Below are 25,203 nucleotides of genomic sequence, written 5' to 3' on the forward strand. Positions count from 1 at the left end.
TACTTAGAATTAGTCAACTTTGACAATCCATCCTTCTGGAGCTTCAACATCACCAAATTGGATACCTGTCAACTCATCATAAAGTTTACGTGTTACAGGTCCGACTTCTGTTTCTGAATAGAAGACATGGAAGTCATCACCGTGTTGGACACCACCAATTGGTGAGATAACAGCAGCTGTACCACAGGCACCGGCTTCGACAAATTTATCCAACTCGGCAATCTTAACATCACCTTGAATAGCTTTCATACCAAAACGATTTTCAGCCAAGTAAAGCAATGAGAATTTCGTAATTGATGGTAAGATAGATGGGCTGAGTGGTGTAATAAATTCGTTATCAGCTGTGATACCAAAGAAGTTTGCAGAACCGACTTCTTCAATCTTAGTGTGGGTTGCTGGGTCAAGGTAGATAACATCAGAGAAGTTACTGTCATGTGCAATCTTACCTGGCAACATACTTGCCGCGTAGTTACCACCAACCTTAGCAGCACCTGTACCATGTGGTGCAGCACGGTCATATTCGTCCTGGATAAGGAAATTCGTTGGAGCCAATCCGCCTTTGAAGTAGTTCCCTACTGGCATAGCAAAAATTGTAAAGATATACTCATCTGCTGGGTGAACACCAATAATGTCACCAACCCCGATCAAGAGTGGACGAAGATAAAGTGTTGCACCAGTACCATATGGTGGAACATATTCTTCATTTGCACGTACAACTTGTTTACATGCATCTACAAATTTGTCAACAGGAACTTGTGGCATCAAAAGACGATCCGCAGTACGTTGCAAACGTTTGGCATTTTCATCTGGACGGAACAATTGAATAGAACCATCTTTAGTTCTGTAAGCTTTAAGACCCTCAAAAGCTTCTTGACCATAGTGAAGGGCTGGAGATGCTTCTGAGATGTGCAAGGTTGCATCCTCAGTCAATTGCCCATCATCCCATTTACCGTCTTTGTAATATGAAATATAACGGAATGGAAGTTTACGGTAATTAAATCCTAAATTTTTCCAGTCTAAATCAACTGTCATGTTTATGTCCTCTTTTCTGTTACTATGTGCTTTCTAGTATAGTACTTTTCATTGAAAATTTCAAGGTTATGTTGCAAAATTCTGACAATTCTTTTTAAAACACTTATTTTGCCCAACAAAGAAAAAAACTCTGCTCTCTAGTAAGAGAACAAAGCTTTCTTATCTTTATTTTTCAATAATCTTGGCAGAAAAGACTTCTTTGTCTGCTAATCCTTCAATGAAACTACCGTTGCTAGTACGGTCTGAAAGATTTAGAAGGGACAAGTCAACCTCCGCCGTTTCACCTGTTGTAGCTGTTACAAGCAAGGTCTGAGGAGTCTCTTCTACTGGTGTCGCTAGAAGATCTATCTCGCCACCAGCATTTTCCGTAAAGACTGGACCCGCAGTGAAGACGCGATGTGGTTTCGTCTTAAGCTCACGAAGAACTTGGAGACCTCGACCAGCCCGCTTAGCCTGCGGAATATCGGCTGTAGCCACACGTTTGAGACTAGCTCTTTGTGTCAGAAGGTAGAAACTTTGAGTATTTGCCACAAAGACAGCCTGGACGGTATCATCATCCTTGAGATTGATTGCCTTAACACCTGCTGCCTTGGCACCAACTACCGGCACTTCGTCCGCATTAAAGCGAAGGGCATAACCCTTTTGAGTGATAATCATGATATCATCCAATTGAATCGGAGTGACTGTAACAATAAAATCACTATCATCCTTGAGTTTAGCGTATTTAACCGACTTAGACTTGTAGGTACGCCATGGTGTAAATTCCTTGCGTTCGAAACGTTTAATCTGACCAAGCTTGGTAGCTGCTAGGTAAGTACCCGTTTCAAAATCATCCAGGATTTCTGCATAAAGCACTTCTTCATCTTTCGAAAAATTAGTTATAGTTTGTGATAAATGCTCTCCCAAATCCTTCCAACGAATGTCTGGTAACTCATGAATTGGACGATAAATCACATTGGCCTGATTAGTGAAAATCAAGAGGTGTTGTGTCGTCTTAGCTTGCTGAACCAGAATCAAATCATCATCATCACGTTTTCCGACTTCATCAATCATTGAAGCATTGAAAGAACGTGGGCTTGTACGTTTGACATAGCCACCACGAGTGATGCTGACATAGGTTTCTTCTTCAACAATCAGACTTGCAGTATCAATTTCAATGGTCTTGGTTTCCGCTTGCAACTCTGAACGACGGTCATTACCAAATTTCTTCTTAATGTCACGGAGCTCACGCTTCATGACATTAAACATGGTACGCTCGTCTCCAATGATGGCAGCCAAAGTCGCAATCTGCTCACGTAAATCGTCTTCCTCATTTTGGAGAGTAACGATATCCGTATTGGTCAAACGATAAAGTTGCAAGGTCACGATAGCTTCGGCCTGTTCTTCTGAAAAATCATAGCTGACTTTAAGATTTTCCTTGGCATCTGCCTTATTTTCAGAAGCTCGGATAAGGGCAATAACCTCATCCAAAATAGAGATGACACGGATTAGCCCTTCAACGATATGAAGACGTTTTTCAGCTTTTTCCTTGTCGAATTTTGAACGAGCAACGATAATATCACGACGGTGGGCAATATAACTTGACAAAATCTTTTGCAAGCCCACTTGGCGTGGGGTGAAATTGTCGATGGCCACCATGTTGAAATTGTAGTTGACTTGAAGATCCGTATATTTCAAAAGATAGTTAAGAATGGTTTGGCTGTCAGCATCTTTCTTAAGCTCGATAGCAATACGCAACCCTGTACGGTCAGACTCGTCACGAACTTCTGCAATGCCAGGAACCTTGTTATTGACACGAATATCATCGATTTTTTTAACAAGAACTGCCTTATTAACATCGTAAGGAATTTCAGTAACAATGATTTGCTCCTTACCACCTTTGAGTTGTTCAATTTCAGTACATGAACGCACAACGACGCGGCCCTTACCAGTTTCGTAAGCCTTGCGAATCTCATCTTTACCCTGAATGATAGCCCCTGTTGGGAAATCTGGACCAGGCAAGAATTCCATCAATTTATCCAGTTTAGCAGATGGGTGATCAATCATGTAAACAACGGCATCGATGACTTCTGATAGATTATGCGGTGGAATGTCTGTGGCATAACCAGCAGAAATCCCTGTCGCACCATTGACCAAAAGGTTTGGAAAGGCTGCAGGTAAGACTGTTGGTTCCTTCTCTGTATCATCAAAGTTCCAAGCCCATGGGACTGTGTTTTTATCGATATCTTGAAGAAGGTAGCCCGCAATCTCTGACAAGCGTGCCTCTGTATAACGCATGGCTGCTGGTGGATCACCGTCCATAGAACCGTTGTTACCGTGCATCTCAACCAAGATTTCACGATTCTTCCAATCCTGAGACATACGAACCATGGCATCATAAATGGAACTATCGCCATGTGGGTGAAAATTACCCATAATGTTCCCCACCGACTTGGCAGATTTACGATAGCCCTTATCATGGGTATTGCCATCCTTATTCATGGAATAAAGAATACGACGTTGAACGGGTTTCAAACCGTCACGAATGTCAGGAAGCGCACGCTCCTGAATAATGTATTTGGAGTAGCGTCCAAAACGCTCCCCCATGATGTCCTCAAGGGACATGTTTTGAATATTAGACATAAGATACAAAGGGACGATTCGGCTTGCCGAAAATTTCTGTCGAAAAATAGGAAATCGATGTAGGGTTCGATAAGCCCAAGGCGATTTATCTTTTTTCCTAAGAAATTAGTCCCGTGTTCAGTTACATTCAGTAACCAAACGACCCTTTCTGTAGTTTAAAGTGTTTAAAATAGATTATTGAATCAGTGATTAGGGAGTTTCTCCTTATCATAAGCCGTCATCTCTCATCCTCTTTATGATTGTAGGCAAACCCCATCTTTTTAGACAATCACACTTTCCTGTACAATCATCATGAGAAAGCTTGCCTCTAAAAAACTTTCTGGATCTCCAATATTGGATTCAATTACCTTAAGTATGCATAGACGAAATACTATCGGTGTATACAATACTAAAAGTCTAATTCATCGACGATTCATGATGATTACAAGAAAAATTGAGGACAAAAAAACTAATAAAGGAAAACCTAAGTATAGATCCATTACTCACACTCCCTAAAACGCTGTCGTTTCTTCCAAGGTAAATTTAACGTTATCTTCGATCCATTGACGGCGTGGTGCTGGTTTATCTCCCATAAGGACTGAGACACGACGTTCAGCACGCGCTAGGTCATCAATCGTTACTCGGATAAGGGTTCTTGTCTCAGGATCCATGGTTGTTTCCCAGAGCTGGTCAGCATTCATCTCACCAAGCCCTTTGTAACGTTGGAGAATAGCTCCACGACCAAATTTTTGACGAAGTTCCTCAAGTTCCCCATCCGTCCAAGCATATTCGACAACTTCCTTCTTACCTTTCCCTTTAGACATCTTGTAAAGAGGAGGCAAAGCGATATAAACGTGTCCTGCTTCAACCAGTGGACGCATATAACGATAGAAGAAAGTAAGAAGTAAGGTCTGGATGTGAGCCCCATCGGTATCGGCATCGGTCATGATGATAATCTTGTCGTAGTTGATATCGTCAAGGTTAAAATCAACTCCAACACCTGCACCAATGGTGTAAATCATGGTATTGATTTCTTCATTTTTGAGAATGTCAGCCATTTTGGCTTTCTCAGTGTTTAGGACCTTACCTCGAAGAGGCAGGATAGCCTGGAATTTACGATCACGGCCTTGTTTGGCTGATCCACCGGCAGAATCACCCTCGACTAGATAGAGTTCATTTTTCTTAGCATTTTTAGACTGAGCTGGCGTCAGTTTCCCTGATAAGAGCCCCTTGTCTTTTTTATTTTTCTTGCCATTTCGACTAGCATCACGCGCTTTTCTAGCAGCTTCACGGGCATCACGGGCCTTGATAGCCTTACGCACCAGGTTAGAAGCCAAATCTCCATTTTCCATAAGGAAGTAAGTCAGATGCTCTGAAACGATACTATCGACAATGGGACGTGCTAAAGGAGATCCAAGTTTGTCCTTGGTTTGTCCTTCAAACTGAAGGTGTTCCTCAGGAACCAAGAGCGAGATAACTGCTGACAAACCCTCACGATAATCCGACCCTTCGAGGTTCTTATCCTTTTCTTTGAGAAGACCTGTTTTACGAGCATAATCGTTAAGAGCCTTGGTAATGGCAGATTTGAAACCTGTTTCGTGGGTCCCTCCGTCCTTAGTACGGACATTATTGACAAAGGAAAGGATATTATCAGAGTAACCATCATTGTACTGAAGGGCTACCTCTAAATGAAATTCCTGTTGATCTCCATCAATATAGATGACTGGTGTCAACGTTTCCTTGTCCTCATTCAGGTATGACACAAAGTCTTGAACCCCATTTTCATAGTGGAATTCTTCACGAACTTCTTCTTCGCCACGCAAGTCTGTCAATGTCATAGTGACATTCTTAAGAAGGAAGGCTGATTCTTTGAGACGCTCTGAGATAGTGTTAAATTTAAAGTCAGTCGTTGAAAAGATACTCGCATCAGGCATAAAGGTAACTTTTGTACCTGTCTTAGACTTAGGCGCTTTACCAATCTTTTCAAGCCCTGTTACAGGGTGACCACCATTTTCAAAACGCTGACGATAAACGCTACCGTCACGGGTAATTTCTACCTCAAGCCAACTAGACAGTGCATTAACAACTGAGGAACCCACACCGTGAAGACCTCCAGAAGTCTTATAACCACCCTGTCCAAATTTACCACCTGCGTGGAGAACAGTGAAAATAACTTCAACTGTTGGTTTACCCATGGCATGCATCCCTGTCGGCATCCCACGTCCAGAGTCAGAAACGGAAACGGAACCATCATTATTTAAGGTGACAGCAATGACATCACCAAAGCCTGAGAGAGCTTCGTCGACCGCATTGTCGACAATCTCCCACACCAGGTGATGAAGACCTGTCCCATCTGTTGAGCCAATGTACATTCCTGGGCGTTTGCGAACAGCATCTAACCCTTCCAGTACCTGAATGGCATCATCATTATAATTATTTACATTTATTTCTTTTTTAGCCAAGAGTGACCTCCAAAATTTTCATCCTTATTATTTTATAAGTTTTCAGAAGAATTTGCAAAGGAAATCAGGAAAGCTCAAAGGATATCTTTATGCTGACTAGCTTTGTCAATTACTAGGCTGTATGCTATAATTATCTCATGAAAATCTTATTGTTAATCCTAATCGCCTACTTGTTAGGTTCCATCCAGACTGGTCTCTGGATTGGAAAAGTTTTCTTTCATACTAATCTTCGGGAGCATGGATCTGGAAATACTGGAACAACCAATACCTTCCGTGTTCTTGGTAAGACTGCTGGCACAATCACTTTCTTAGTGGATATGCTTAAAGGGACTTTGGCAGTGCTCTTACCTATTTGGCTGGGTGTCACGGAAGTATCACCCCTAATCATTGGTTTCTTTGCAATTATCGGGCATGTTTTTCCAATCTTTGCGGGATTTAAAGGCGGAAAAGCTGTTGCAACAAGTGCAGGGGTGCTTCTTGGTTTTGCTCCCCTATACTGCGTCTTCCTACTCCTGGTCTTTGTCCTAACACTCTATCTAACCAGCATGATTTCATTTTCAAGTGTCACTGCAGCAATTGTTGGACTTATTACCTTAGCTGTGTTTCCAGCTATCCACTTCTTGCTAGATGGATATGACCCAATCTTTAGCACTGTTCTTATCATCATGGCTTTAGTGATTATTTTCCGTCACACTGAAAATATGGGGCGAATCCGTAGGCACCAAGAAAACTTAGTACCTTTTGGACTTAACTTAACCAAACAAAATCCAAAGAAATAAATCATTAATGACTATTGACCACTAGCCAAGCTAGTGGTTTTCTTGTTTTTCTAATCAAGCAATGCTTTCTAAAACAATAAAAAATCCGAAGGCTACACCTCGGATCTTTTTAAGGCTTAAGCTTTGAAGCTAACACCATTTTCTTTTAATTTTTTAACTGTTGCAGGTCCAACACCCTTGAGGGCAAGAACTTCTTCTTCAGTCACAGTAGCAAAAGCCTCTACTGAAGTCAAACCTTCATTATAAAGAGTTTCTACAAGGTTTGAACGAAGGCCTTCAACTTCTGGAAGTTCTGCGAAAGTTTCAAGACTAAGGTCTTTGGCTGCTACTTCTTCCTTGGCAACTGTCTTAGTTTCAGCAAGAGGTTGTGGTGCTACTGGTGGAACAGGGGCTTTAAGATTATTGAAAAGTCCTTGTTTTTTCAAACGGTGTTTAAAAGCTTTCTTTTTATTTTTTACTTTAGCCATGTCTAGTTTTCTCCTATTTTGACAGACGACTTTTTCTTATAAATTACGGTTGTCATTTTCTTTTTTATTCTCTATTAATAGTGACGTTCCCCGAACAGGCCATCTGGCATATCATGGAAACCTTTACCCGCACGATAATTGGTAAACTTACCAATTAGGAAATTGTAGGCATCTAATTTAGCCTCATAACGGAAACTTGCATCACGTGCACGCTCATCGCCATCTTCTTCCCAGATTTTCTTGCTAGCGGCCAAGGCCGTTTCGTTTACTTTAACTTGGGTAACAACCCAGGCTTCGAAGTCTTTTAGAAATTCTTGTTCGTAGGTCATATTTTCCTCTTCATTTTAAAAACCAGCTTAACGCTGGCTTCATTTTCTACTAATAGTGTGTAGAGCTAATAGCCTTACAATTTCTTATTATAACAGATAATTAGAAATTTGACTAGGTTCTAAATTCTTGATATAAGGCTTTAATGTCATTTGGACGTGTTCGACAGCAACCACCCAAAATTTTCACGCCAAAATGAGCATGCCAATCTTTGCTATGTTCAACTAGGGTTAAAGCGTCCTTATCTTTGGTTTTCCAAGTCTGACTGTTGCCATCATAAACTTCACCTGAATTTGGATAAGTAATGAGCACCTTGCCAGCATTCTTAAGAATAGCTAGAGCCTGGTTATAAAGAAGAGGTGAGCTACAGTTGATTCCTACAGCCAAGATTTGATTTGATTGAGAAACAAGCTTGGCAATCTCATCTAGAGAAGTCCCATCACTGATAGTGCCTGGTTCTTGGACTGTAAAACTAATATAGGCTTCTGCTTCAGGAAACTCTTCAGCTAGAAGTTCAATTAAGGCTTGTGCTTCTAAACGATTTGGAATAGTTTCCAAAGCTAACAAATCCACACCTTGATCTAGGAGAATTTGAATCCTAGGGCGATGAAAATCCTTAAGCTCTTCGATAGTAATTTGACCATAATCACCACTATACTCAGAACCATTAGCCAAATAAGCTGCGTACGGACCAACATCTCCAGAAATCAAAGGATATGGTCGTTTTGCTTTCTCAGTCTCATCTAATACTACCCATACCTTATCACGTGCAGCCTTTGCTAGCCGGACCGTTAGGGCAATAATCTGCTCCGCTGCTTTCTCGGTAAGTCCTGCCTCTACCAAGCCAGGTAAGGTCGCCTGATAAGATGACGTGGTAATCAAGTCAGCCCCAGCAGCTATATAGGTTTCATGAATTTCTTGGATAATTTCTGGCTTCTCAAGAAGATACTTAGCTGACCAGAGCTTACCTGAAATATCATACCCCAGGGCTTCCATCTCTGTTCCTAGAGCCCCATGAAGAATAAGGGGAGAATTATTTTCCAAATAATCTTTAAATGTTGCCATAAAAGGCCTCCTTACCATTTTTTAAAGCGAAGATAGTGATAAAGGTAACAGAAAATCATGAAAGGAATACCAAAGTAAAGTCCCGCACGTTGTGAACTATCCCAAGCAATACCGAGAACAGAAATGGCCAACAGAATGATTGTAATATAAGGTAGGATTGGATTAAACGGTGTCTTATAATCCAACTCATCATCAGAATGTTCTAAATTCCACTGTTTACGGAAGTTGATTTGTGCCAAAGGAATGGAGAGCCAGACAACAACAACTGCAAAACCAGCAATCGATACTAGAGCTAGATAAACCGTATCCGCGGCATAGATACTTGAGAAGAGCGATAAAACTGCTCCAGCCATGGAAATCAAAAGGGCTATCATTGGAACACCATGCTTATTAATTTTCACTAGTTGTTTATTAAGCATTCCCTCATTAGCCAGAGACCAAAGCATACGACTTGACGCATAAAGACCTGAATTTCCAGCAGAAAGAATAGCTGTCAGGATAACAAAATTCATAATGTCCGCCGCAAATGGAATCCCCATCTTGTCAAAGACATCAACGAAAGGTGCTGAAGAAACTCCTGCTTTTTTCATTGGAAGAAGCGAAGCCAAGACCACAATGGTCAAGACAAAGAAGATAACCAAACGGCCAATAGTTGTTTTAATAGCACGTGGAACAGCTTCCTTAGGATTATCTGTTTCACCAGCTGCAATACCGATTAACTCTGTTCCTGAAAAGGCATAGTTAACAGCCAACATAACTGACACAATAGCAAGACAACCATTTGGAAAGAGACCATTGGCCGTCAAGTGCTTAAACATAATGGCCTCATGGTGACCTTCAAAACTCACCAAACCAAACATAGCTCCTAGACCTAGTATGATGAAGACCAGGATAGCAATAACCTTTATAGAAGAGAAGAAAGATTCCGCTTCCGCAAAAGACCTCACACTTAGAGCATTAATCCCAAAAATCACCAAGGCAAAGAAGGCCGCAAACATCCAAGCCGGAACTGATGGAAACCAACGTTGCATCAACATGGCAGCACCCAGAAATTCTGTTCCTAAGGCTACCGTCCAACAAATCCAATAAAGCCAAGCTACCGTAAAGCCGGTTCCCGGACTGATAAATTTAGTAGCATAGGTGTGAAAGGATCCCGTTACTGGCATAGCTACTGCTAACTCCCCCAAAGAAAGCATAACCAAGTAAACGACAACAGCCCCCACAAGGTAAGAGAGGATCGCACCAAAGGGACCTGCTTGTGCAATCGTATAACCCGAACTCAAGAAGAGACCAGTACCGATAACACCACCCAGCGATAGCATAAAGAGGTGGCGTGAGGACATCTTCCGTTGGAACTGACCTTCATTTTCATAATTATGGTTTTCCATAGATTCCTCCAATAGATATGATAAAACAAGCTTATCACAATAAAAGCCCTTTGGATAATAGGTTGAAGCTATCAAAGAGATAGACAAAAACTATCACAAGAAAAAAACTCGGATTTCTCCAAGCTCTTTTTATAATTCTGCTAAAATCGTATCCCATGCTTCATCATAACCGTCACGTGTGACAGATGAAAAGACGATGAAATGGTCATTTTTATCAAAATTTAGTTTTTCTTAATGATAGATTCGTGCTTGTTCCATTTTCCGCGAGGAATCTTGTCAGCCTTAGTCGCCACAACGATAACTGGAATTTCATAATACTTAAGAAATTCATACATTTGGATATCGTCTTGAGTTGGTTCATGTCGGAGGTCAACCAAGCTAACAACCACACGAAGATTGTCTCGAGTCACAAGGTACTCTTCAATCATTTTCCCCCACTTGGCACGTTCTTTTTTAGACACACGGGCATAACCGTAACCTGGCACATCCACAAAACGAAGCTTATCGTCAATATTGTAGAAATTGAGCAACTGAGTTTTCCCTGGTTTCCCAGAAGTACGTGCTAGGTTTTTACGACCAAGAAGTGTATTGATAAAGCTTGATTTACCAACATTCGAGCGTCCTGCTAGGGCAACCTCAGGGAGGTCATCTTGGGGATAGTGGCTCTTATTCGCCGCACTGAGCAAAATCTCAGCATTGTGCGTATTTAGGACTTGTTCTTCAGCCATAGGTCCTCCTTACGCTGTTTCCAAAACTGGAGCAGCTGTACCATCAACGGCTTCTTTGGTAATACGAACCTTAGTCACATCTTCCTGACTAGGGATTTCAAACATGACATCCATCATGACTTCCTCAATGATAGAGCGAAGCCCACGAGCACCAGTCTTACGTTCAATCGCCTTACTTGCAATAGCTTCAAGAGCATCTTGGTCAAACTCCAGTTCAACCCCATCATAAGACAAGAGGGTTTGATACTGTTTAACCAAGGCATTTCTAGGCTCTGTCAAGATACGAACCAAGTCGTCAACCGTTAACTGTTCTAGGGCCGCAAGGACTGGCAAACGTCCGATAAACTCAGGGATAAGACCAAATTTTTGGATATCTTCAGCCACAATTTCTTGCATGTATGATGAGTCATCATCAATTGCCTTATTATTTTGACCAAAACCAATGATTTTCTCACCAAGACGTTGCTTAACGATATCTTCGATACCATCAAAAGCACCACCCACGATAAAGAGAATATTCTTAGTATCAATTTGAATCATCTCTTGGTTAGGGTGTTTACGACCACCTTGAGGGGGAACGCTGGCTACTGTTCCTTCGATAATCTTCAAGAGAGCTTGTTGAACCCCTTCACCTGAAACGTCACGAGTGATTGATACGTTTTCACCCTTTTTAGCAATCTTATCAATCTCATCGACATAGATGATCCCACGTTCCGCACGTTCAATATTGAAGTCTGCCGCTTGGATCAGTTTGAGGAGGATATTTTCCACATCCTCACCCACATAACCTGCCTCTGTCAATGATGTTGCATCCGCAATCGCAAATGGAACATTCAAGCTACGAGCCAAGGTCTGAGCCAAGAAAGTCTTCCCTGAACCAGTTGGTCCAATCATGAGAATATTTGATTTTTGCAAATCCACATCATTGTCTTCACGACTTTCTGTGAAATTGATACGTTTATAGTGATTGTAAACAGCTACCGACAAGGCACGTTTGGCACGGTCCTGCCCCACGACATAGTTGTTTAAAATATCTAAAAGTTCTTTTGGCTTTGGTGTTTCAGCCAAGTCAGCCAAAACTTCTTCTGCCATTTCCTCACGAATGATTTCTTGTGACAAGGCCACACATTCGTTACAGATAAAGACGCCATTCCCAGCGATAATTTTCTTTACTTCTTCTTGGTTTTTGCCACAAAATGAACAATAAACCATTTCTTCATTACGATTTCCAGCCATTTATTCCTCACTCTTTTCTAAAATAGGGTGCCATAGAAGGCGTGAATAGTATTGACAAGGTTGGTAAAAGCATTTAAAAAGAGAAAAACTGCTAACCCATAACGTTTCTTGCGAAAGGCAGGAATGGCAGAGAGGACACAAAGCACCCCCAATAATGCAGTAAATAACCCAAAAACACTACGTTGCATGAACCTAGTCTCCTTCTTTTTCATAGCGACTTATACTAAAGTCATAGGCATTTTTATCATCCTTGGCCACGCGATCACATGATACCTCTTTAAATGCCGTCATATCTAGTTGTGGAAAATACGTGTCTCCCTCTAAATCAGCCTCAACAGTTGTCTTGATGAGTGCATCATAATATCCCTCAAAAGCCTTGTAGACACCAGCACCACCAGCAATATAGAGATCCTTATCTTGCTGTTCAAACCAAGCTAGGGCTTCCTCAACACTCGTAACGGTCGTTACACCCTCACAGTCGAAGTCCTTGTCTCGTGTCAAAATCAAGGTTTCACGTCCTGGCAGGCAACGACGGTTCATGCCATCAAAGGTCACACGTCCCATAAGAATTGCTGAACCCATAGTCGTTTTCTTGAAATGTGCCAGTTCAGCAGGCAGATGCCAAGGCATAGTGTGATTCTTCCCAATAACATGGTTATGAGCTTCCGCCCAAATAGCAATGAGTTGTTTAGACACGGTATTTCCTTTTCTTTTTAAGTTTACAATCCATTCTAACAAAAAAAGACAAAAAGAGCTCGGAAAAACTTTGCCAGCTCTTTATAGGCTTAAATCATAAGCATTTATTAAATTGCTAAGTCAAATTTGAGTTGAGGTTTGACAGGATCATAATCAACCAATTCAAAATCTTCTGGTTTGATATCAAAGAAATTAGTTCCATCAGGAACATTGAGAATCAAGCGTGGTTGGCAATCAGACGGCTGACGCTTGAGGAGTTCCTCAGCTTGCTCAAATTGATTGTCATAAATATGGAGGTTGTTGATGAAATAAAAGAATTTACCAACTTTCCAACCAAAGTGCTTGGCAATCATCATCTGAAGGGCCACATACTGCATGGCATTAATATGATGAGCCACCAACATATCGTTAGAGCGTTGCGTCAAAGTGGCGTCCAAATAAATATCCTCACCCACACGACGAACATCAAACATGGTTTGGAAGGCACAAGGCTGAAGTCCTGCTGTCTCCTCGAAGGCCTCGTAATCCCAAAGAGAGATGACATTACGGCGATTCCACGGATTAGCCTCCAACTGAGCCAACAAACGGTTAATAATATCGTGCTTCTTAACGACGGCCCCATAACGCTGACCAATCGAACGCTTGTCCCCATTATTAGCAGGTACGTCTTCAACTTCCCAGTCATTCCAATAGTGAACATTGTACTTATCTTCAAGGACATCTAGACTATTTGTCTGGTCTTGATAAATCCAAAACACTTCTTTGATGGCAGATTTGATAGCAATAGGACGAAGAGTAGTAATTGGAAACTCTCCCCTGCTCAAGTCATATTCTGCAAAAGCTCCAGTGATGTATTTGGAATTGGCTGTTGTGCCATCCTTGTATTTAGGACGTGCTTGCTCAGACCAAACACCTTCTTCCAGGATTTTGGTGATATTTTCTTTAAAAATAGTGTCTGCTTTTGTCATGATTTTCCTCTTTATTCTATTGAAAACAAAGTCTCACTAAAAACTCGCAACATAATAAGTAGAAATAATTTTGCTTATCTAATTATAGCTGTAAATAATGTTGCTTTTCATTTTAATTTTACCTTATTCTGGTGCAAATGAGAACTAAAAGCTATAGGAATAGCAAAAGTGAGTCTTTTGAAATCCTATAGCACTTATCAAAAAATAAGATATTACTAACTATCAAAGTTTTTTTCAAGGCGAAAGCACTCTTTTATGGTAAAATCACTATAGATTAGTATCTTCTGGATACTCTACAATGAAGAATAAAAGGAAACATCATATGTCTATTGGAATTGATAAGATTGGTTTTGCAACCAGTCAATATGTTCTAAACATGGCTGATCTCGCTCTTGCCCGTGGGGCGGAGCCTGAAAAATTCAGCAAGGGGCTGATGCTTGATGCAACCAGTATTACGCCGATTACAGAAGATATCGTGACGCTTGCCTCTGATGCAGCGGCTGATATTTTAAATGACGACGACAAAAAAGCTATCGATATGGTCATCGTGGCTACTGAGTCTTCCATTGACCAGTCTAAGGCTGCTGCTGTCTATGTTCACAGTCTTTTGGGTATTCAGCCTTTTGCCCGTTCTTTTGAAATGAAGGAAGCTTGTTACGCTGCAACAGCCGGACTTAACTATGCTAAGTTGCATGTGGCAACTCACCCAGATAGCAAAGTTCTGGTTATCGCTAGTGATATTGCTCGCTATGGTGTCGGATCTTCTGGGGAGTCAACTCAGGGAGCTGGTGCTGTAGCTATGCTAGTCAGTCAGAATCCACGTATTTTGGAGCTTGCTGATGATAATGTGGCGCAAACTCGTGATGTCATGGACTTCTGGCGTCCAAACTACAGTTCAACGCCTTATGTTCAAGGCATCTATTCAACCAAGCAGTACCTTGACAGTTTGAAGACAACTTGGGCAGCTTATCAGGAACGTCATCAAGCCGATTTCGCTGATTTCTCAGCATTTTGCCTCCACCTTCCCTATCCTAAGTTAGCTCTTAAGGGACTTAATAAGATTATTCCCAAAGATTTGAATGCAGAGAATAAAGAGCGATTAATTAACCACTTTGATGCATCCATTACTTATAGTCGACAAATTGGAAATATCTATACAGGATCACTTTATCTTGGACTCCTTTCTCTATTAGAACAGTCGCAAGACCTTAAAGCCGGAGATAAGATTGGCTTCTTCTCTTACGGTTCTGGAGCTGTCTCTGAAATTTTCTCAGGACGTTTAGTGGAAGGCTACAAAGACATGCTTCGTTCTGATCGCCTAGATACCTTTGCCCAACGTCATAACTTGAGCGTCGCTGACTATGAAAAACTTTTCTACGAAGAGGCTCAGTTGGATGACACCGGATCAACCCAATTCGCTACTTATCAAACTGGATCTTTCCGTTTGACTGAAATCTCTGAACATCAACGTATCTATAAAGGAAATCAAAATGACTAAACTCTCTTGGACTGGTTTTTCCAAGAAGACACCGCAAGAACGCAAAGAGCATTTGAAAAAGAATGCTCTTTTGTCTCAGGAAAATCAAGAACTTCTGGATAAGGACCAACAACTTACTCTTGAAACAGCCAATCAAATGGCTGAAAATGTCATTGGTCGATTTACACTTCCCTTTGCCGTTTGCCCAGATGTATTGGTAGACGGTGTAACCTATCAGGTTCCCATGGTTACTGAGGAGCCTTCTGTTGTCGCCGCTGCTTCCTATGCTAGCAAGCTCATTAAACGCTCTGGCGGTTTCACGACTACGATTCATAATCGTCAAATGATTGGCCAAGTTGCCCTTTTTGACGTTCCTGATAAAGCCGCTGCTTCAAGTAAAATTCAAGCAGCCAGTCAGGACCTTATAGAGATTGCCAAAGAGGCCCATCCTTCTATTGTTAAGCGTGGGGGAGGTCCTCGCAAGCTCTGGACTAAGATTAAGGGAGACTTCCTCATTGTCTATCTAGCCGTTGATACCCAAGAAGCTATGGGAGCCAATATGGTCAACACCATGATGGAAGCACTGGTACCAGAATTAGAAAATCTCTCGGAAGGTCAAAGCCTCATGGCTATTCTCTCAAATCTAGCCACTGAGAGCCTTGTGACAGCGACTTGCCGTCTTAACACACGCTTCCTCAGCCGCAATAAGGACGAAGCACATGACCTAGCCAAGAAAATGGAGATGGCTAGCCAACTGGCCCAGGTGGACCCCTACCGAGCAGCCACCCATAATAAGGGTATTTTCAACGGTATCGATGCCCTAGTTATTGCGACTGGCAATGATTGGCGAGCAGTTGAGGCTGGTAGTCATGCCTATGCTAGCAAGGATGGTAGCTACCGTGGCCTGTCCACATGGACTTATGACCAGGAGACTAAAGAATTGGTGGGAGAATTAACCCTCCCCATGCCAATTGCAACCCGTGGCGGTTCAATCGGACTTAACCCTAGTGTTTCTATCGCCCACGACTTACTTAACCATCTAGATGCCAAAACCCTAGCTAGTATCATCGTTTCTCTTGGTTTAGCACAAAATCTGGCTGCTCTCAAAGCTCTGACTTCAACAGGTATCCAAGCAGGACATATGAAACTTCAGGCCAAATCTCTAGCCCTACTAGCCGGTGCTAGTCCTGAAGAGATACCTCACGTTTTGGCTGAACTTCTCAAGGCCAAACATATGAATCAAGAAACTGCACAAGCAATTTTGAAGAAACTTAGAACCCCATAAAAAGAGATACTGAAGCAGTTTTAAAAAATAACTCTACCATATCACATAAGAAATAAAGATGTTGAACATATTATCTCAACATCTTTTTCATTTCCCGTAAGTTCTGACTTGACTTAAATTTCTATAATGTTATAATCTGGCTATGGAAACTAGATAAAGAGGTTTTTATAATTTGACAACACAACAATACCCTCTCTGGGAAGAATTACCAGAGATTGAACTCTATTTGGATCAGGTTTTGCTATATGTCAACCAGGTCACCCAAAGTACTTTGGGGCCAAACGACAAGGGGCTAACCGCCTCTATGGTCAACAATTATGTCAAACATGGCCATGTCGCAAAACCCATCAAGAAAAAATATAATGCTGCTCAGGTAGCCAGACTTATTGTCATCACTAGTCTGAAGACCGTCTTTGAGATTTCTGAGATTGCTAAAACCTTGGAAATCCTACGAACAGATGCTGAAAGTCAAAAGAGTTACTACAATGACTTTGTAGCCTGTATGAATGGTCAGTTTTCCCAAGAGGCTCCGCAAGTCATACTCTCAGCCTGTCAGACGCTTCAATGTTACCGAGCTACCCATCAACTTTTGAACGACCTTGAAGGAGGAAACAATGTCTAATACTGCTACTTTTAATGCTTCTCCCAACCTCAAACTCAGTAAAAAACTTAGCTTTGGTGAGGAAGTGGCTAACAGCGTGACTCACGCCGTCGGAGCTATGGCCATGCTGGCCTTATTGCCAATTACTGCTGTTCATGCCAACAACGGCTACGGCATGACTGCTGCTGTCGGGATGTCTGTTTTTGTCATTAGCCTCTTCCTCATGTTCTTGAGCTCAGCCATCTATCATGCCATGGATTACAATTCGCCTCACAAGATGGTCCTAAGAATTATTGACCACAGCATGATTTATATCGCCATTGCTGGAAGCTACACCCCTGTTGCCCTATCTCTAGTTGGCGGTTGGCTAGGTTACAGCATCATTATCCTTCAATGGGGAACAACGATTTTTGGTATTCTCTACAAAATCTTTGCTAAAAAAATCAATGAAAAATTCTCCCTCTTCCTCTATCTAATGATGGGCTGGTTGGTTATCTTCATTATTCCAGCTATCGTCACTAAGACAGGACCTGCCTTTTGGGGACTCATGCTTGCTGGAGGATTGTCATACACGGTTGGTGCAGCTTTCTATGCTAAGAAAAAGCCATACTTCCACATGATTTGGCACCTCTTCATCATGTTGGCTTCGGCTCTCCAATATCTGGGTATTGTCTATTTCATGATTCCTTAAAACAAATACCAGGCTTCAAACAGTTATGATATAATAAGGCCATACGGAGGTAAATCATATGAAAAAAGAACTCAGACGAGATCCTAACAACAAAATCATCGCCGGTGTTTGTTCTGGTATCGCTAAATATCTTGATATCGATCCTGTCATTATTCACCTCATCTGGGCTGCAGCGATTTTCTTATTTGGAACAGGTTTTCTTTTCTACATCATTTGCTGGATTATTATCCCAGAAGAAAGCAAGTGGTAAGTTACAATTGAATATACAAAAAGTGACACAGATCTAAATTCTTACCATTTAGGTCTGTATCACTTTCTTTTTTATTTTTTCAAGCGGAAAATCAAATAACTGATATTAACAAGGAGTAAAACACTCCAAAGAATAAGGAAAGGAATATTTCCTCGGACAGCATTGTGCCAAATACCTAGGGCGTATAAGGCCATAAAGACTAGTGATCCTAGAACTGCTGTTCCTTTATTGTTTTGTGGTTGTTTAGACATATGAACCTCCTTTGTTTGCTTTTTCTGAACTGGTTTAAAGCCATAAACCATGGCGAGAAAAAGTCTGACTTGGCGTTTGACATCATTTGCCAAAGACCTATGAGACTGGGCATAGATACCTTTTGGATTGTAGAAAGATTTATCAAATTGTTCAGGCTCTTTTCGGCCCAACTTCTTTCTCAATTTGTTTGGTGAACGAAAACCCTTGGTCATCCGATTACGAAAATCAGGATCATGTGGTTGAACCGGCTCCACATCCAGTTGCCAGTGGCGCTTGAAATTGCCATAGTTGAAACTAGCACCATTAACCACTCCACTCTCAGTCACCTGCTCCGCATCGACCTCATTGAGAAAATTTCCCTGACTATCTAAAATAAACTCTACACGATTATAAAGGAGAATCTTGAGATTAACACTAGGAATCCCATCTGGATAAATCCCCTTGCCATCACAGAAAGAAATCTTTTGGTGCAGACGCCCCTGATCAAACATGGTGAAAGGTTTCCATCTGAGATAGACAGCTAAAGCTTCTTTGTCTGTCATCCCTGTTTTTTTATAATGTGTCCTCACATACTGAGCCTGTTGACTAGAAATCAAGTAACGTAACTGATGGATTTGTCGCTCTACAAGGCCTTCCTGAGACAAGATATCACCAGGAAAAGCCAGATCTACTAACCTGGCAACATCCTTCCAGAAAGCATCATGAGGCGCCAAGTCAGGGTCAAAATAGGATAATAAACGCTGAGTTTCCTCTATCTCCCCAGATAGATCCTCTGGCATCTCTATATAAGCCAGCAATAACTTCAGCACCTGCAGTGGCTGGTATTCCTTTTGCCATTCCTTCCATAAGCTAGAAAAGGCTTTTGAGCCTATGAGCATCTCATCTCTCCTCAATAACATCAGTTAGTTTAATCAGTGGTCTCCTTTATGAAGTCCTCTATCTTAGCAACTACCTCTTTGGTGTGATAGTGATAAAGATAGTGTGGGGCATCATAAAAAGTCAGCTCGATATTTTCCTGGTCCTTTGCAAATCTAGTCGCATAATGTCGCCACTCCTCCTGGCTAAAACCCATGCCTTCTCCATTAGAAACTAGAAGCAAGGTTGGGATTTGCGAATTTATCTTAGTATCAACCTTTTTAGCATTTCCCTTAACAGATAGACTCTCATTAACATAGCTTGTGACAGTATTTGACGATAAGCTATTCGTTGATAGAGGCGTCGGTCACTGCTACTTAGATTTTCATTAGGCATATATAAGCGACTTGGTAAATACCTTAATAGACCTAATTGACTTTCCCAACGAGCCATAGATAACATCTGGGGATGCATTTTTATTTGATAGTAACTCTCTGGTAGAGCCCAATCTAAGACAATGACTGCCTGGATTTCACTTGGGTATTTTTCCTGCCAAAGAAGTGTCTCTAAGGAGGCCATCGAATGAGAAAGGATAATGTAAGGACCCGATACATGGGCCTTGGCTAGGGCTTGACGTGTCTCTGAAAGAACCTCAGAAACATCTCTGGACTTAGAGGTGTCCTCACTATAACCACAGCCAGCTCTCTCTACAACGACTATCTTATACTGCTTAGAAAGCCCATCATACAAGTCTTTAAAATATAGAATGGGAGAGGCCGTTCCTGCCCCCTTACAAAAACGCTCATTTTGTGTTCATTGACAGCTACCATCCGCCCTAAAGGGCTAAGAGAGGCCTTCTCTCTTTGCAAGCCCAATCTATGGTAAGTAAAGCTCGCCAGTAACAAGAACAGAACTAATCCCATCAGAAATAAAAGTCTTTTCATAGAAAACATGCATGGTTTATCCTACTAAAAAGCCAGTTAGCTTAGCTAACCGACCCTTTTTTATTCGGCATCTGGGCGTGATTTGCGAGCGATATCAGCAAGGATATTCTCTACAAATTCTGAAACAGTCTCAGTGTGTGTTTGTTTTTGACCATAACGACGAACGTTAACAGTTCCGTCTTCCATTTCCTTGTCACCAACAATCAATTGGTAAGGAATTTTTTGCGTTTGAGAAGCACGAATCTTGAACTGCATTTTTTCATTACGTTCATCCACTTCGGCACGGACACCACGATCACGAAGTTCCTTAGCCACTTCCCATGCGTAGTCCACGTGTTTTTCGTTAGATACTGGAATAAGGGTTACTTGGTGAGGGGCAAGCCATGTTGGGAAGGCACCCTTGTAGTTTTCAATCAGAATAGCTGTGAAGCGTTCCATGGTTGAGATAACCCCACGGTGGATCATGACTGGACGGTGTTCTTCCCCGTCTGCTCCAATGTAATGAAGATCAAAGCGTTCTGGAAGCAAGAAGTCCAATTGGATAGTTGAAAGAGTTTCTTCCTTACCAAGAGCTGTTTTCACTTGGATATCCAATTTTGGTCCATAGAAGGCTGCTTCTCCTTCGGCTTCATAGTACTCAACACCCATATCATCAACAGCCGCTTTCAACATGCGTTGCGCATTTTCCCACATTTCATCATTGTCAAAGTATTTGTGCTTATCTGCAGGGTCACGATAAGACAAACGGAAACGGTAATCCGTCAAGTTAAAGTCTTCATAAACATCAATGATTAATTGAAGGATTTTCTTGAATTCATCTTCGATTTGTTCTGGAGCAACAAAAGTATGTCCATCGTTAAGTGACATTTCACGAACACGTTGAAGACCTGTCAAAGCACCTGATTTTTCGTAACGGTGCATCATACCGATTTCAGCGATACGGATTGGCAATTCACGGTAAGAGTGGACATGGTGTTTGTAGACTTCGATGTGGTGTGGGCAGTTCATTGGACGAAGGACAAATTCTTCCCCATCTCCCATATCCATTGGAGGGAACATGTCTTCACGGTAATGATCCCAGTGACCTGAAGTTTTATAAAGTTCAACTGATGCAATTGGTGGCGTATAAACGTGTTGGTAGCCTGCTGCTACTTCTTTATCAACGATATAACGTTCCAACTCACGACGGATTGTCGCACCGTTTGGCAACCAGAATGGAAGCCCTTGACCAACTTCTTGAGAAATCATGAACAAATCAAGCTCTTTACCAAGTTTACGGTGGTCACGTTCTTTAGCTTCTTCGAGACGTTTAAGGTAAGCCTTGAGATCTTTTTTATCGAACCAAGCTGTACCGTAGATACGTTGCATCATAGCATTATCGCTATTTCCACGCCAGTAAGCACCTGCAACATTCAAAAGGTGGAAGACTTGAATACGACCAGTTGATGGCACGTGTGGGCCACGGCAAAGGTCAACGTATTCACCTTGACGGTAGATAGTCAAACCACCTTCGTCTTCTGAGTGTTCTTCAATCAATTCCAATTTATATGGGTCATTTTTGAAGATTTCACGCGCCTCGTCTTTAGTCACTTCTTCACGGATTGATGGGAAGTTTTCTTTAACGATTTTCTTCATTTCTTCTTCGATACGAGGAAGGTCTTCGTTAGAAATTTGACCAGCTTGATTGTCTGTATCATAATAAAAACCATCTTCGATAGCTGGACCTACACCCAAATGAATATCTGGGAAAAGGCGACGAGCTGCTTGTGCAAACAAGTGAGCCGCTGAGTGACGCAAAATTGGAAGGGCATCTTCGTGATCTGGTGTCACGATTTCTATGCTTCCATCTTCAGTGATAGCACGTGCAGTATCGATCAATTTACCGTTGAATTTACCAGCAAGAGCTTTCTTAGCCAAAGAGTTGCTGATAGATTGTGCAATTTCAAAAGTTGTAACGCCGGATTCGAATTCACGAACAGCGCCATCTGGGAAAGTAATGTTAATCATAATTTTCTCCTTTTATTATTTCATAGTTTCTAAGCATTGACTTTTGAATATCAGAGAGGAAGTTTTCCATTTCCGTCTGAATGTCTATATCCAAACGTTGAGAAAGTTCCACTAGCCACCAGATATTTTCTGAAAGTTTTCGTTCCAGTGTGTAGGGTGTTTCATCATAGTAGCGTCCTTGCTTGGTCATCACTAATCGTTGGAAATTTCCAATATCATTAGATAAAGCCAAAAGGTCTTCTTCTACCGTCCACTTGGAATCATGATGCTTAACTTCCAGCTCGTGATAAGCTTGTCGGATTGCCCAACTACGCTCCACTAATTCTTGCAAGTCCATAGTTAGACTCCTCATAAAAAAATTGCAACATCCTGAAAAGGACGTCGCAACGTGGTTCCACCTTAGTTCGTGTACGACAAAAAATAAGTCTGTCTTACACCTCTGATTGGCTCTAACGTGGCCACCGTTTTATGTTTGCATAAAAAGTCAATCGAGTAGTCCCAACCATGTCCTCTGCGTGATTCCCAGCGACACACGCTCTCTGAAAGATTTCCCATGACTGATATGTCTCTATGCGTTATTATAGCATGAAACTGTAATTTTTCAAGCTAATTATCTCTTTTATTAATCAATTCTAAGATTTTATCTGACTAGGAAAATGTGATAGCTTTCCTAATCCAAAAGTTTTGTGATATTTCTGATTTTCTTGACCTGTTTAGCAGAGCCTTTGATGATACGAACAGAGCCGTTAACAGGCAAGGTGATAGCCTTAGTTGGCAAGTAAGTCACCATACGGGTCAAGCGTTTCATAGTGCTACCTTCACCATTAAGATCATTATGGAAATCCTTAGAAATTGTAAGGTCCAAGTAATACTCATAGACACGTTTTCCAAAGTTTTCCGCAGAAATTTCATAGAGCTTCTCAGCCCACTTTGTCTCATCTTTTTCCGGCGTTGCTATAGCCGCTTCCAAAATTGCCCCAGCTAAATCATTATCATGATAATAAAGCGTTCCAAACATCTGGTCCGTAATCACATTATCCAAATAAGGATTTCCATGAGCAATAATCGGAGTACCGCTAGCCAAGGCTTCCAGATAGGTCAAACCCTGGGTCTCACTGGTTGATGCCGAGATGAAGAAATCAGCAGCCTTATAGTAAAGAGCTGTTTCGCCAGGTGCAATCATACCTGTGAAAACCACCTTATCCAGAACACCAAGTTTCTTGGCTTGGGACTTCAGGTCTGGTAGGTAAGGTCCATCGCCAGCAACAACTAACCGAACCTTATCGTCTTCCCCTAAAACCGAAGGTAGAGCCGCCAGAACTGCTTGGATATTTTTCTCATAAGAGACACGAGACAAGCTCAACAACATGGTTTCATCCGAAGCTATACCAAGCTTGGCTCTCAAGTCTGCCACATCTTCCTCAGTAATCTCTGGACGCTGGAATTTCTCAAGTTCAATGCCTGTTGGAATGACCCGTTTTTCAGCAGCAATCTTGTACTTGAGTAAAAGGTCATAAACAATCTCGCTCGGACAGATAACCCCATCCAGATCGCTCATAAAGCCACGAACAATGTACTTAACCATACTTGGACGGATGACCATACCTTTGGCAATATAGCGGACATAGTCTTCATACTGGGTGTGATAGGTGTGTACAACAGGAATCTTAAGTTCACGCGCAATGGCAATCCCTAGAAGCCCCAAGGAGAACTCTGTCTGCGTATGAATAATATCAAGCTTGTACTGTTTTGCAATCTCTAGAGCCTTAGAAAAACCACGATAAGCCACTCGGCGATCCTTAAAGGCAAAGAAAGGAACACTAGGAATACGAATAATCTGCCAGTCTTCATAGCGATCAACATCTCTATCAGTCGTAGTAAAGATAAAGACATTATGCCCCATTTTTTCCAACTGCGTCTTCAGTGTGCGAATACTAGTCGCAACACCGGATACCTGTGGAAAATAAGTATCTGTAAACAATCCGATACGCATTTAAATCTCCAATACTTCTTTGTAGGCTTTAACAAGTTTTTGAGCGACATCATCAATCGAGCGACTTTCCGCAACCTTGTATCCTGCTTCACGCTTGTCCACTTTACCATCGATAATATCTTGTAAGGCCACTACAAATTCATCCACATTGTGCCCAAATGAGGCAGATTTCTCATCAACCCAGCCCTCATAAACAGGAATATCACGTAAGACCACATGTTGGTGACTAGCGAAGGCTTCAAGTACTACAATTCCCTCTGTCTCTTCATAAGATGGGAAAAAGAAGGCGTTGGCACCACTCATAGCTCCCTGAAAGACAGCTCCCTTGAAATAACCTGGGAAGCTGACATTATCAGGATGCTTACCATTGACAATGTCTCGAATCTTTTTAGGAATTAGCCATTTACTAATACTGCCTAGCCAAATGAAACGAACATGTGGCATCTTCTCAGCAACCTTGACAAAATCTTCAATTCCCTTGCGTTGGAAGTAAAGACCTGCACAAATAACCACTGGCTGTCCTTTCTCGATACCAAAGTAATCTCGGAAAACTTCTTCCTTGCGTGGGTCCTTGCCGTATTTTTTCAGATCAATCCCGTTTGAAACAGCAATGATTGGTGTGGTAACTCCGTAAGACTGAATCAATTTTTTGGAATACTCAGATGGCGTAATCACGTAATCAGCCTTTTGATACATGTGGGCCAAATATTTCCCAAAAAGTGGTGCCATGAAGTTAGAACCAATGAATGAATTTTCAAAGTCCTCACGTGTCGAATGACCATGCATGATGACCTTCTTTCCACGACGTTTTGCGGCATGTAACAACATCAAACTGCGTGGTCCATAAGTATTGATATGAACAACATCATAATCACCCAAGATGTCTGTTGTATAGGGAATCCCCGCCAAGTCTAAGGCACGCATCTGATGGTGAAGAGCCCGTCCGATTCCTGATTTTTCAAGAACCGATTTTCCTTCAAGATAAAGTAGAACTTTCATACTCATAATTATAGCTTAATTTGTACGAAATTTCATCTTGCAGTTAACTTTATCTTGATTTCTCATTTAATGAGATAGGGTAGAAAAGCACAAGTCAAAA

The 25,203-nt window shown here is 41.6% G+C and carries 21 protein-coding genes and 3 pseudogenes; 6 read left to right on the forward strand and 18 right to left on the reverse strand.

From position 1 onward, the window contains the following. Positions 1-9 precede the first annotated feature (9 nt). From HMPREF9425_RS06390 to parE, 3 genes and pseudogenes are all read right to left on the reverse strand, one after another. A pseudogene (locus HMPREF9425_RS06390) lies at positions 10-1,041 on the reverse strand (branched-chain amino acid aminotransferase); the annotation flags it as partial. Between the two features lie 156 nt (positions 1,042-1,197). Next, positions 1,198-3,654, reverse strand: a complete 2,457-nt coding sequence (parC, locus tag HMPREF9425_RS06395; protein WP_003097608.1) for a DNA topoisomerase IV subunit A — start codon at positions 3,652-3,654, stop codon at positions 1,198-1,200. Positions 3,655-4,145: 491 nt separating this feature from the next. Next, positions 4,146-6,095 carry a DNA topoisomerase IV subunit B gene (gene parE, locus HMPREF9425_RS06400; protein ID WP_003097612.1) on the reverse strand — a complete coding sequence of 650 codons (1,950 nt, stop codon included), beginning with the start codon at positions 6,093-6,095 and terminating at the stop codon, positions 4,146-4,148. 137 nt (positions 6,096-6,232) lie between these two features. On the opposite strand from parE, the gene plsY reads away from it, so the two are divergent. Continuing rightward, positions 6,233-6,874: a glycerol-3-phosphate 1-O-acyltransferase PlsY gene (gene plsY / locus HMPREF9425_RS06405; protein WP_003093288.1), complete on the forward strand. Its 642-nt coding sequence runs from the start codon at positions 6,233-6,235 to the stop codon at positions 6,872-6,874. Between the two features lie 116 nt (positions 6,875-6,990). Here the strand turns inward: plsY and HMPREF9425_RS06410 are convergent, their stop codons facing one another. The 9 genes and pseudogenes from HMPREF9425_RS06410 to HMPREF9425_RS06450 form a co-directional block, all read right to left on the reverse strand. Then, positions 6,991-7,341, reverse strand: a complete 351-nt coding sequence (locus tag HMPREF9425_RS06410; protein WP_003093314.1) for a helix-hairpin-helix domain-containing protein — start codon at positions 7,339-7,341, stop codon at positions 6,991-6,993. Positions 7,342-7,415: 74 nt separating this feature from the next. Next, positions 7,416-7,670 (reverse strand): DUF1912 family protein, encoded by a 255-nt coding sequence (locus HMPREF9425_RS06415; protein ID WP_003094650.1) that lies wholly within the window; start codon positions 7,668-7,670, stop codon positions 7,416-7,418. Positions 7,671-7,782: 112 nt separating this feature from the next. Next, the gene (gene mmuM / locus HMPREF9425_RS06420; protein ID WP_003094879.1) at positions 7,783-8,733 is read right to left on the reverse strand and encodes a homocysteine S-methyltransferase; all 951 of its coding nucleotides are present in this window, start codon (positions 8,731-8,733) and stop codon (positions 7,783-7,785) included. 11 nt (positions 8,734-8,744) lie between these two features. Further along, positions 8,745-10,121, reverse strand: coding sequence for an amino acid permease (locus tag HMPREF9425_RS06425; protein ID WP_003097618.1), 1,377 nt, complete (start codon positions 10,119-10,121; stop codon positions 8,745-8,747). 129 nt (positions 10,122-10,250) lie between these two features. Further along, positions 10,251-10,849, reverse strand: a pseudogene (yihA, locus tag HMPREF9425_RS06430) (ribosome biogenesis GTP-binding protein YihA/YsxC). Positions 10,850-10,858: 9 nt separating this feature from the next. Continuing rightward, entirely contained in the window at positions 10,859-12,085 is a 1,227-nt protein-coding gene (clpX, locus tag HMPREF9425_RS06435; RefSeq protein ID WP_003097621.1) for an ATP-dependent Clp protease ATP-binding subunit ClpX, read from the reverse strand. A 17-nt stretch (positions 12,086-12,102) separates the two neighbouring features. Further along, positions 12,103-12,273 carry a hypothetical protein gene (locus HMPREF9425_RS09810; RefSeq protein WP_002886174.1) on the reverse strand — a complete coding sequence of 57 codons (171 nt, stop codon included), beginning with the start codon at positions 12,271-12,273 and terminating at the stop codon, positions 12,103-12,105. Between the two features lie 4 nt (positions 12,274-12,277). Next, positions 12,278-12,781 carry a dihydrofolate reductase gene (locus tag HMPREF9425_RS06445; RefSeq protein ID WP_003093756.1) on the reverse strand — a complete coding sequence of 168 codons (504 nt, stop codon included), beginning with the start codon at positions 12,779-12,781 and terminating at the stop codon, positions 12,278-12,280. A 107-nt stretch (positions 12,782-12,888) separates the two neighbouring features. Then, on the reverse strand, positions 12,889-13,749 hold the full coding sequence (locus HMPREF9425_RS06450) for a thymidylate synthase (protein ID WP_003093490.1): 861 nt from the start codon (positions 13,747-13,749) through the stop codon (positions 12,889-12,891). Positions 13,750-14,071: 322 nt separating this feature from the next. On the opposite strand from HMPREF9425_RS06450, the gene HMPREF9425_RS06455 reads away from it, so the two are divergent. The 5 genes from HMPREF9425_RS06455 (at position 14,072) to HMPREF9425_RS06475 (ending at position 18,053) form a co-directional block, all read left to right on the forward strand. Then, a complete protein-coding gene (locus tag HMPREF9425_RS06455; protein ID WP_037621539.1) occupies positions 14,072-15,247 on the forward strand; it encodes a hydroxymethylglutaryl-CoA synthase in 1,176 nt (391 codons plus the stop codon). Then, positions 15,240-16,511 carry a hydroxymethylglutaryl-CoA reductase, degradative gene (locus HMPREF9425_RS06460; RefSeq protein WP_003097627.1) on the forward strand — a complete coding sequence of 424 codons (1,272 nt, stop codon included), beginning with the start codon at positions 15,240-15,242 and terminating at the stop codon, positions 16,509-16,511. Before HMPREF9425_RS06455 ends, HMPREF9425_RS06460 begins: the two co-directional genes overlap by 8 nt. A 172-nt stretch (positions 16,512-16,683) precedes the next feature. Then, positions 16,684-17,133 (forward strand): DUF1836 domain-containing protein, encoded by a 450-nt coding sequence (locus tag HMPREF9425_RS06465; RefSeq protein WP_003097629.1) that lies wholly within the window; start codon positions 16,684-16,686, stop codon positions 17,131-17,133. Beyond that, on the forward strand, positions 17,126-17,803 hold the full coding sequence (trhA, locus tag HMPREF9425_RS06470) for a PAQR family membrane homeostasis protein TrhA (protein WP_003097633.1): 678 nt from the start codon (positions 17,126-17,128) through the stop codon (positions 17,801-17,803). The genes HMPREF9425_RS06465 and trhA overlap by 8 nt, the downstream gene beginning before the upstream one ends. Before the next feature lie 58 nt (positions 17,804-17,861). Beyond that, positions 17,862-18,053 (forward strand): PspC domain-containing protein, encoded by a 192-nt coding sequence (locus HMPREF9425_RS06475; protein WP_003097634.1) that lies wholly within the window; start codon positions 17,862-17,864, stop codon positions 18,051-18,053. A gap of 71 nt (positions 18,054-18,124) precedes the next feature. Here HMPREF9425_RS06475 and HMPREF9425_RS06480 read toward each other — a convergent pair whose 3' ends face one another. The 6 genes and pseudogenes from HMPREF9425_RS06480 to HMPREF9425_RS06505 form a co-directional block, all read right to left on the reverse strand. Continuing rightward, positions 18,125-19,183 (reverse strand): DUF3114 domain-containing protein, encoded by a 1,059-nt coding sequence (locus HMPREF9425_RS06480; protein ID WP_003094658.1) that lies wholly within the window; start codon positions 19,181-19,183, stop codon positions 18,125-18,127. 29 nt (positions 19,184-19,212) lie between these two features. Then, positions 19,213-20,117: pseudogene (locus tag HMPREF9425_RS10390) on the reverse strand (alpha/beta fold hydrolase). 47 nt (positions 20,118-20,164) lie between these two features. Next, positions 20,165-22,111 carry a threonine--tRNA ligase gene (gene thrS, locus HMPREF9425_RS06490; RefSeq protein ID WP_003097637.1) on the reverse strand — a complete coding sequence of 649 codons (1,947 nt, stop codon included), beginning with the start codon at positions 22,109-22,111 and terminating at the stop codon, positions 20,165-20,167. Then, a complete protein-coding gene (locus tag HMPREF9425_RS06495) occupies positions 22,104-22,448 on the reverse strand; it encodes a MazG-like protein (protein WP_037621542.1) in 345 nt (114 codons plus the stop codon). Before HMPREF9425_RS06495 ends, thrS begins: the two co-directional genes overlap by 8 nt. 333 nt (positions 22,449-22,781) lie before the next feature. Continuing rightward, positions 22,782-24,104, reverse strand: a complete 1,323-nt coding sequence (locus HMPREF9425_RS06500; protein ID WP_003097641.1) for a glycosyltransferase family 4 protein — start codon at positions 24,102-24,104, stop codon at positions 22,782-22,784. Then, the gene (locus HMPREF9425_RS06505) at positions 24,105-25,103 is read right to left on the reverse strand and encodes an LTA glycolipid anchor biosynthesis glycosyltransferase, IagA/BgsA family (protein ID WP_152901309.1); all 999 of its coding nucleotides are present in this window, start codon (positions 25,101-25,103) and stop codon (positions 24,105-24,107) included. Between the last annotated feature and the right edge of the window lie 100 nt (positions 25,104-25,203).

It is taken from the genome of Streptococcus vestibularis ATCC 49124, from assembly GCF_000188295.1.
Classification (GTDB): Bacteria; Bacillota; Bacilli; order Lactobacillales; family Streptococcaceae; genus Streptococcus; species Streptococcus vestibularis.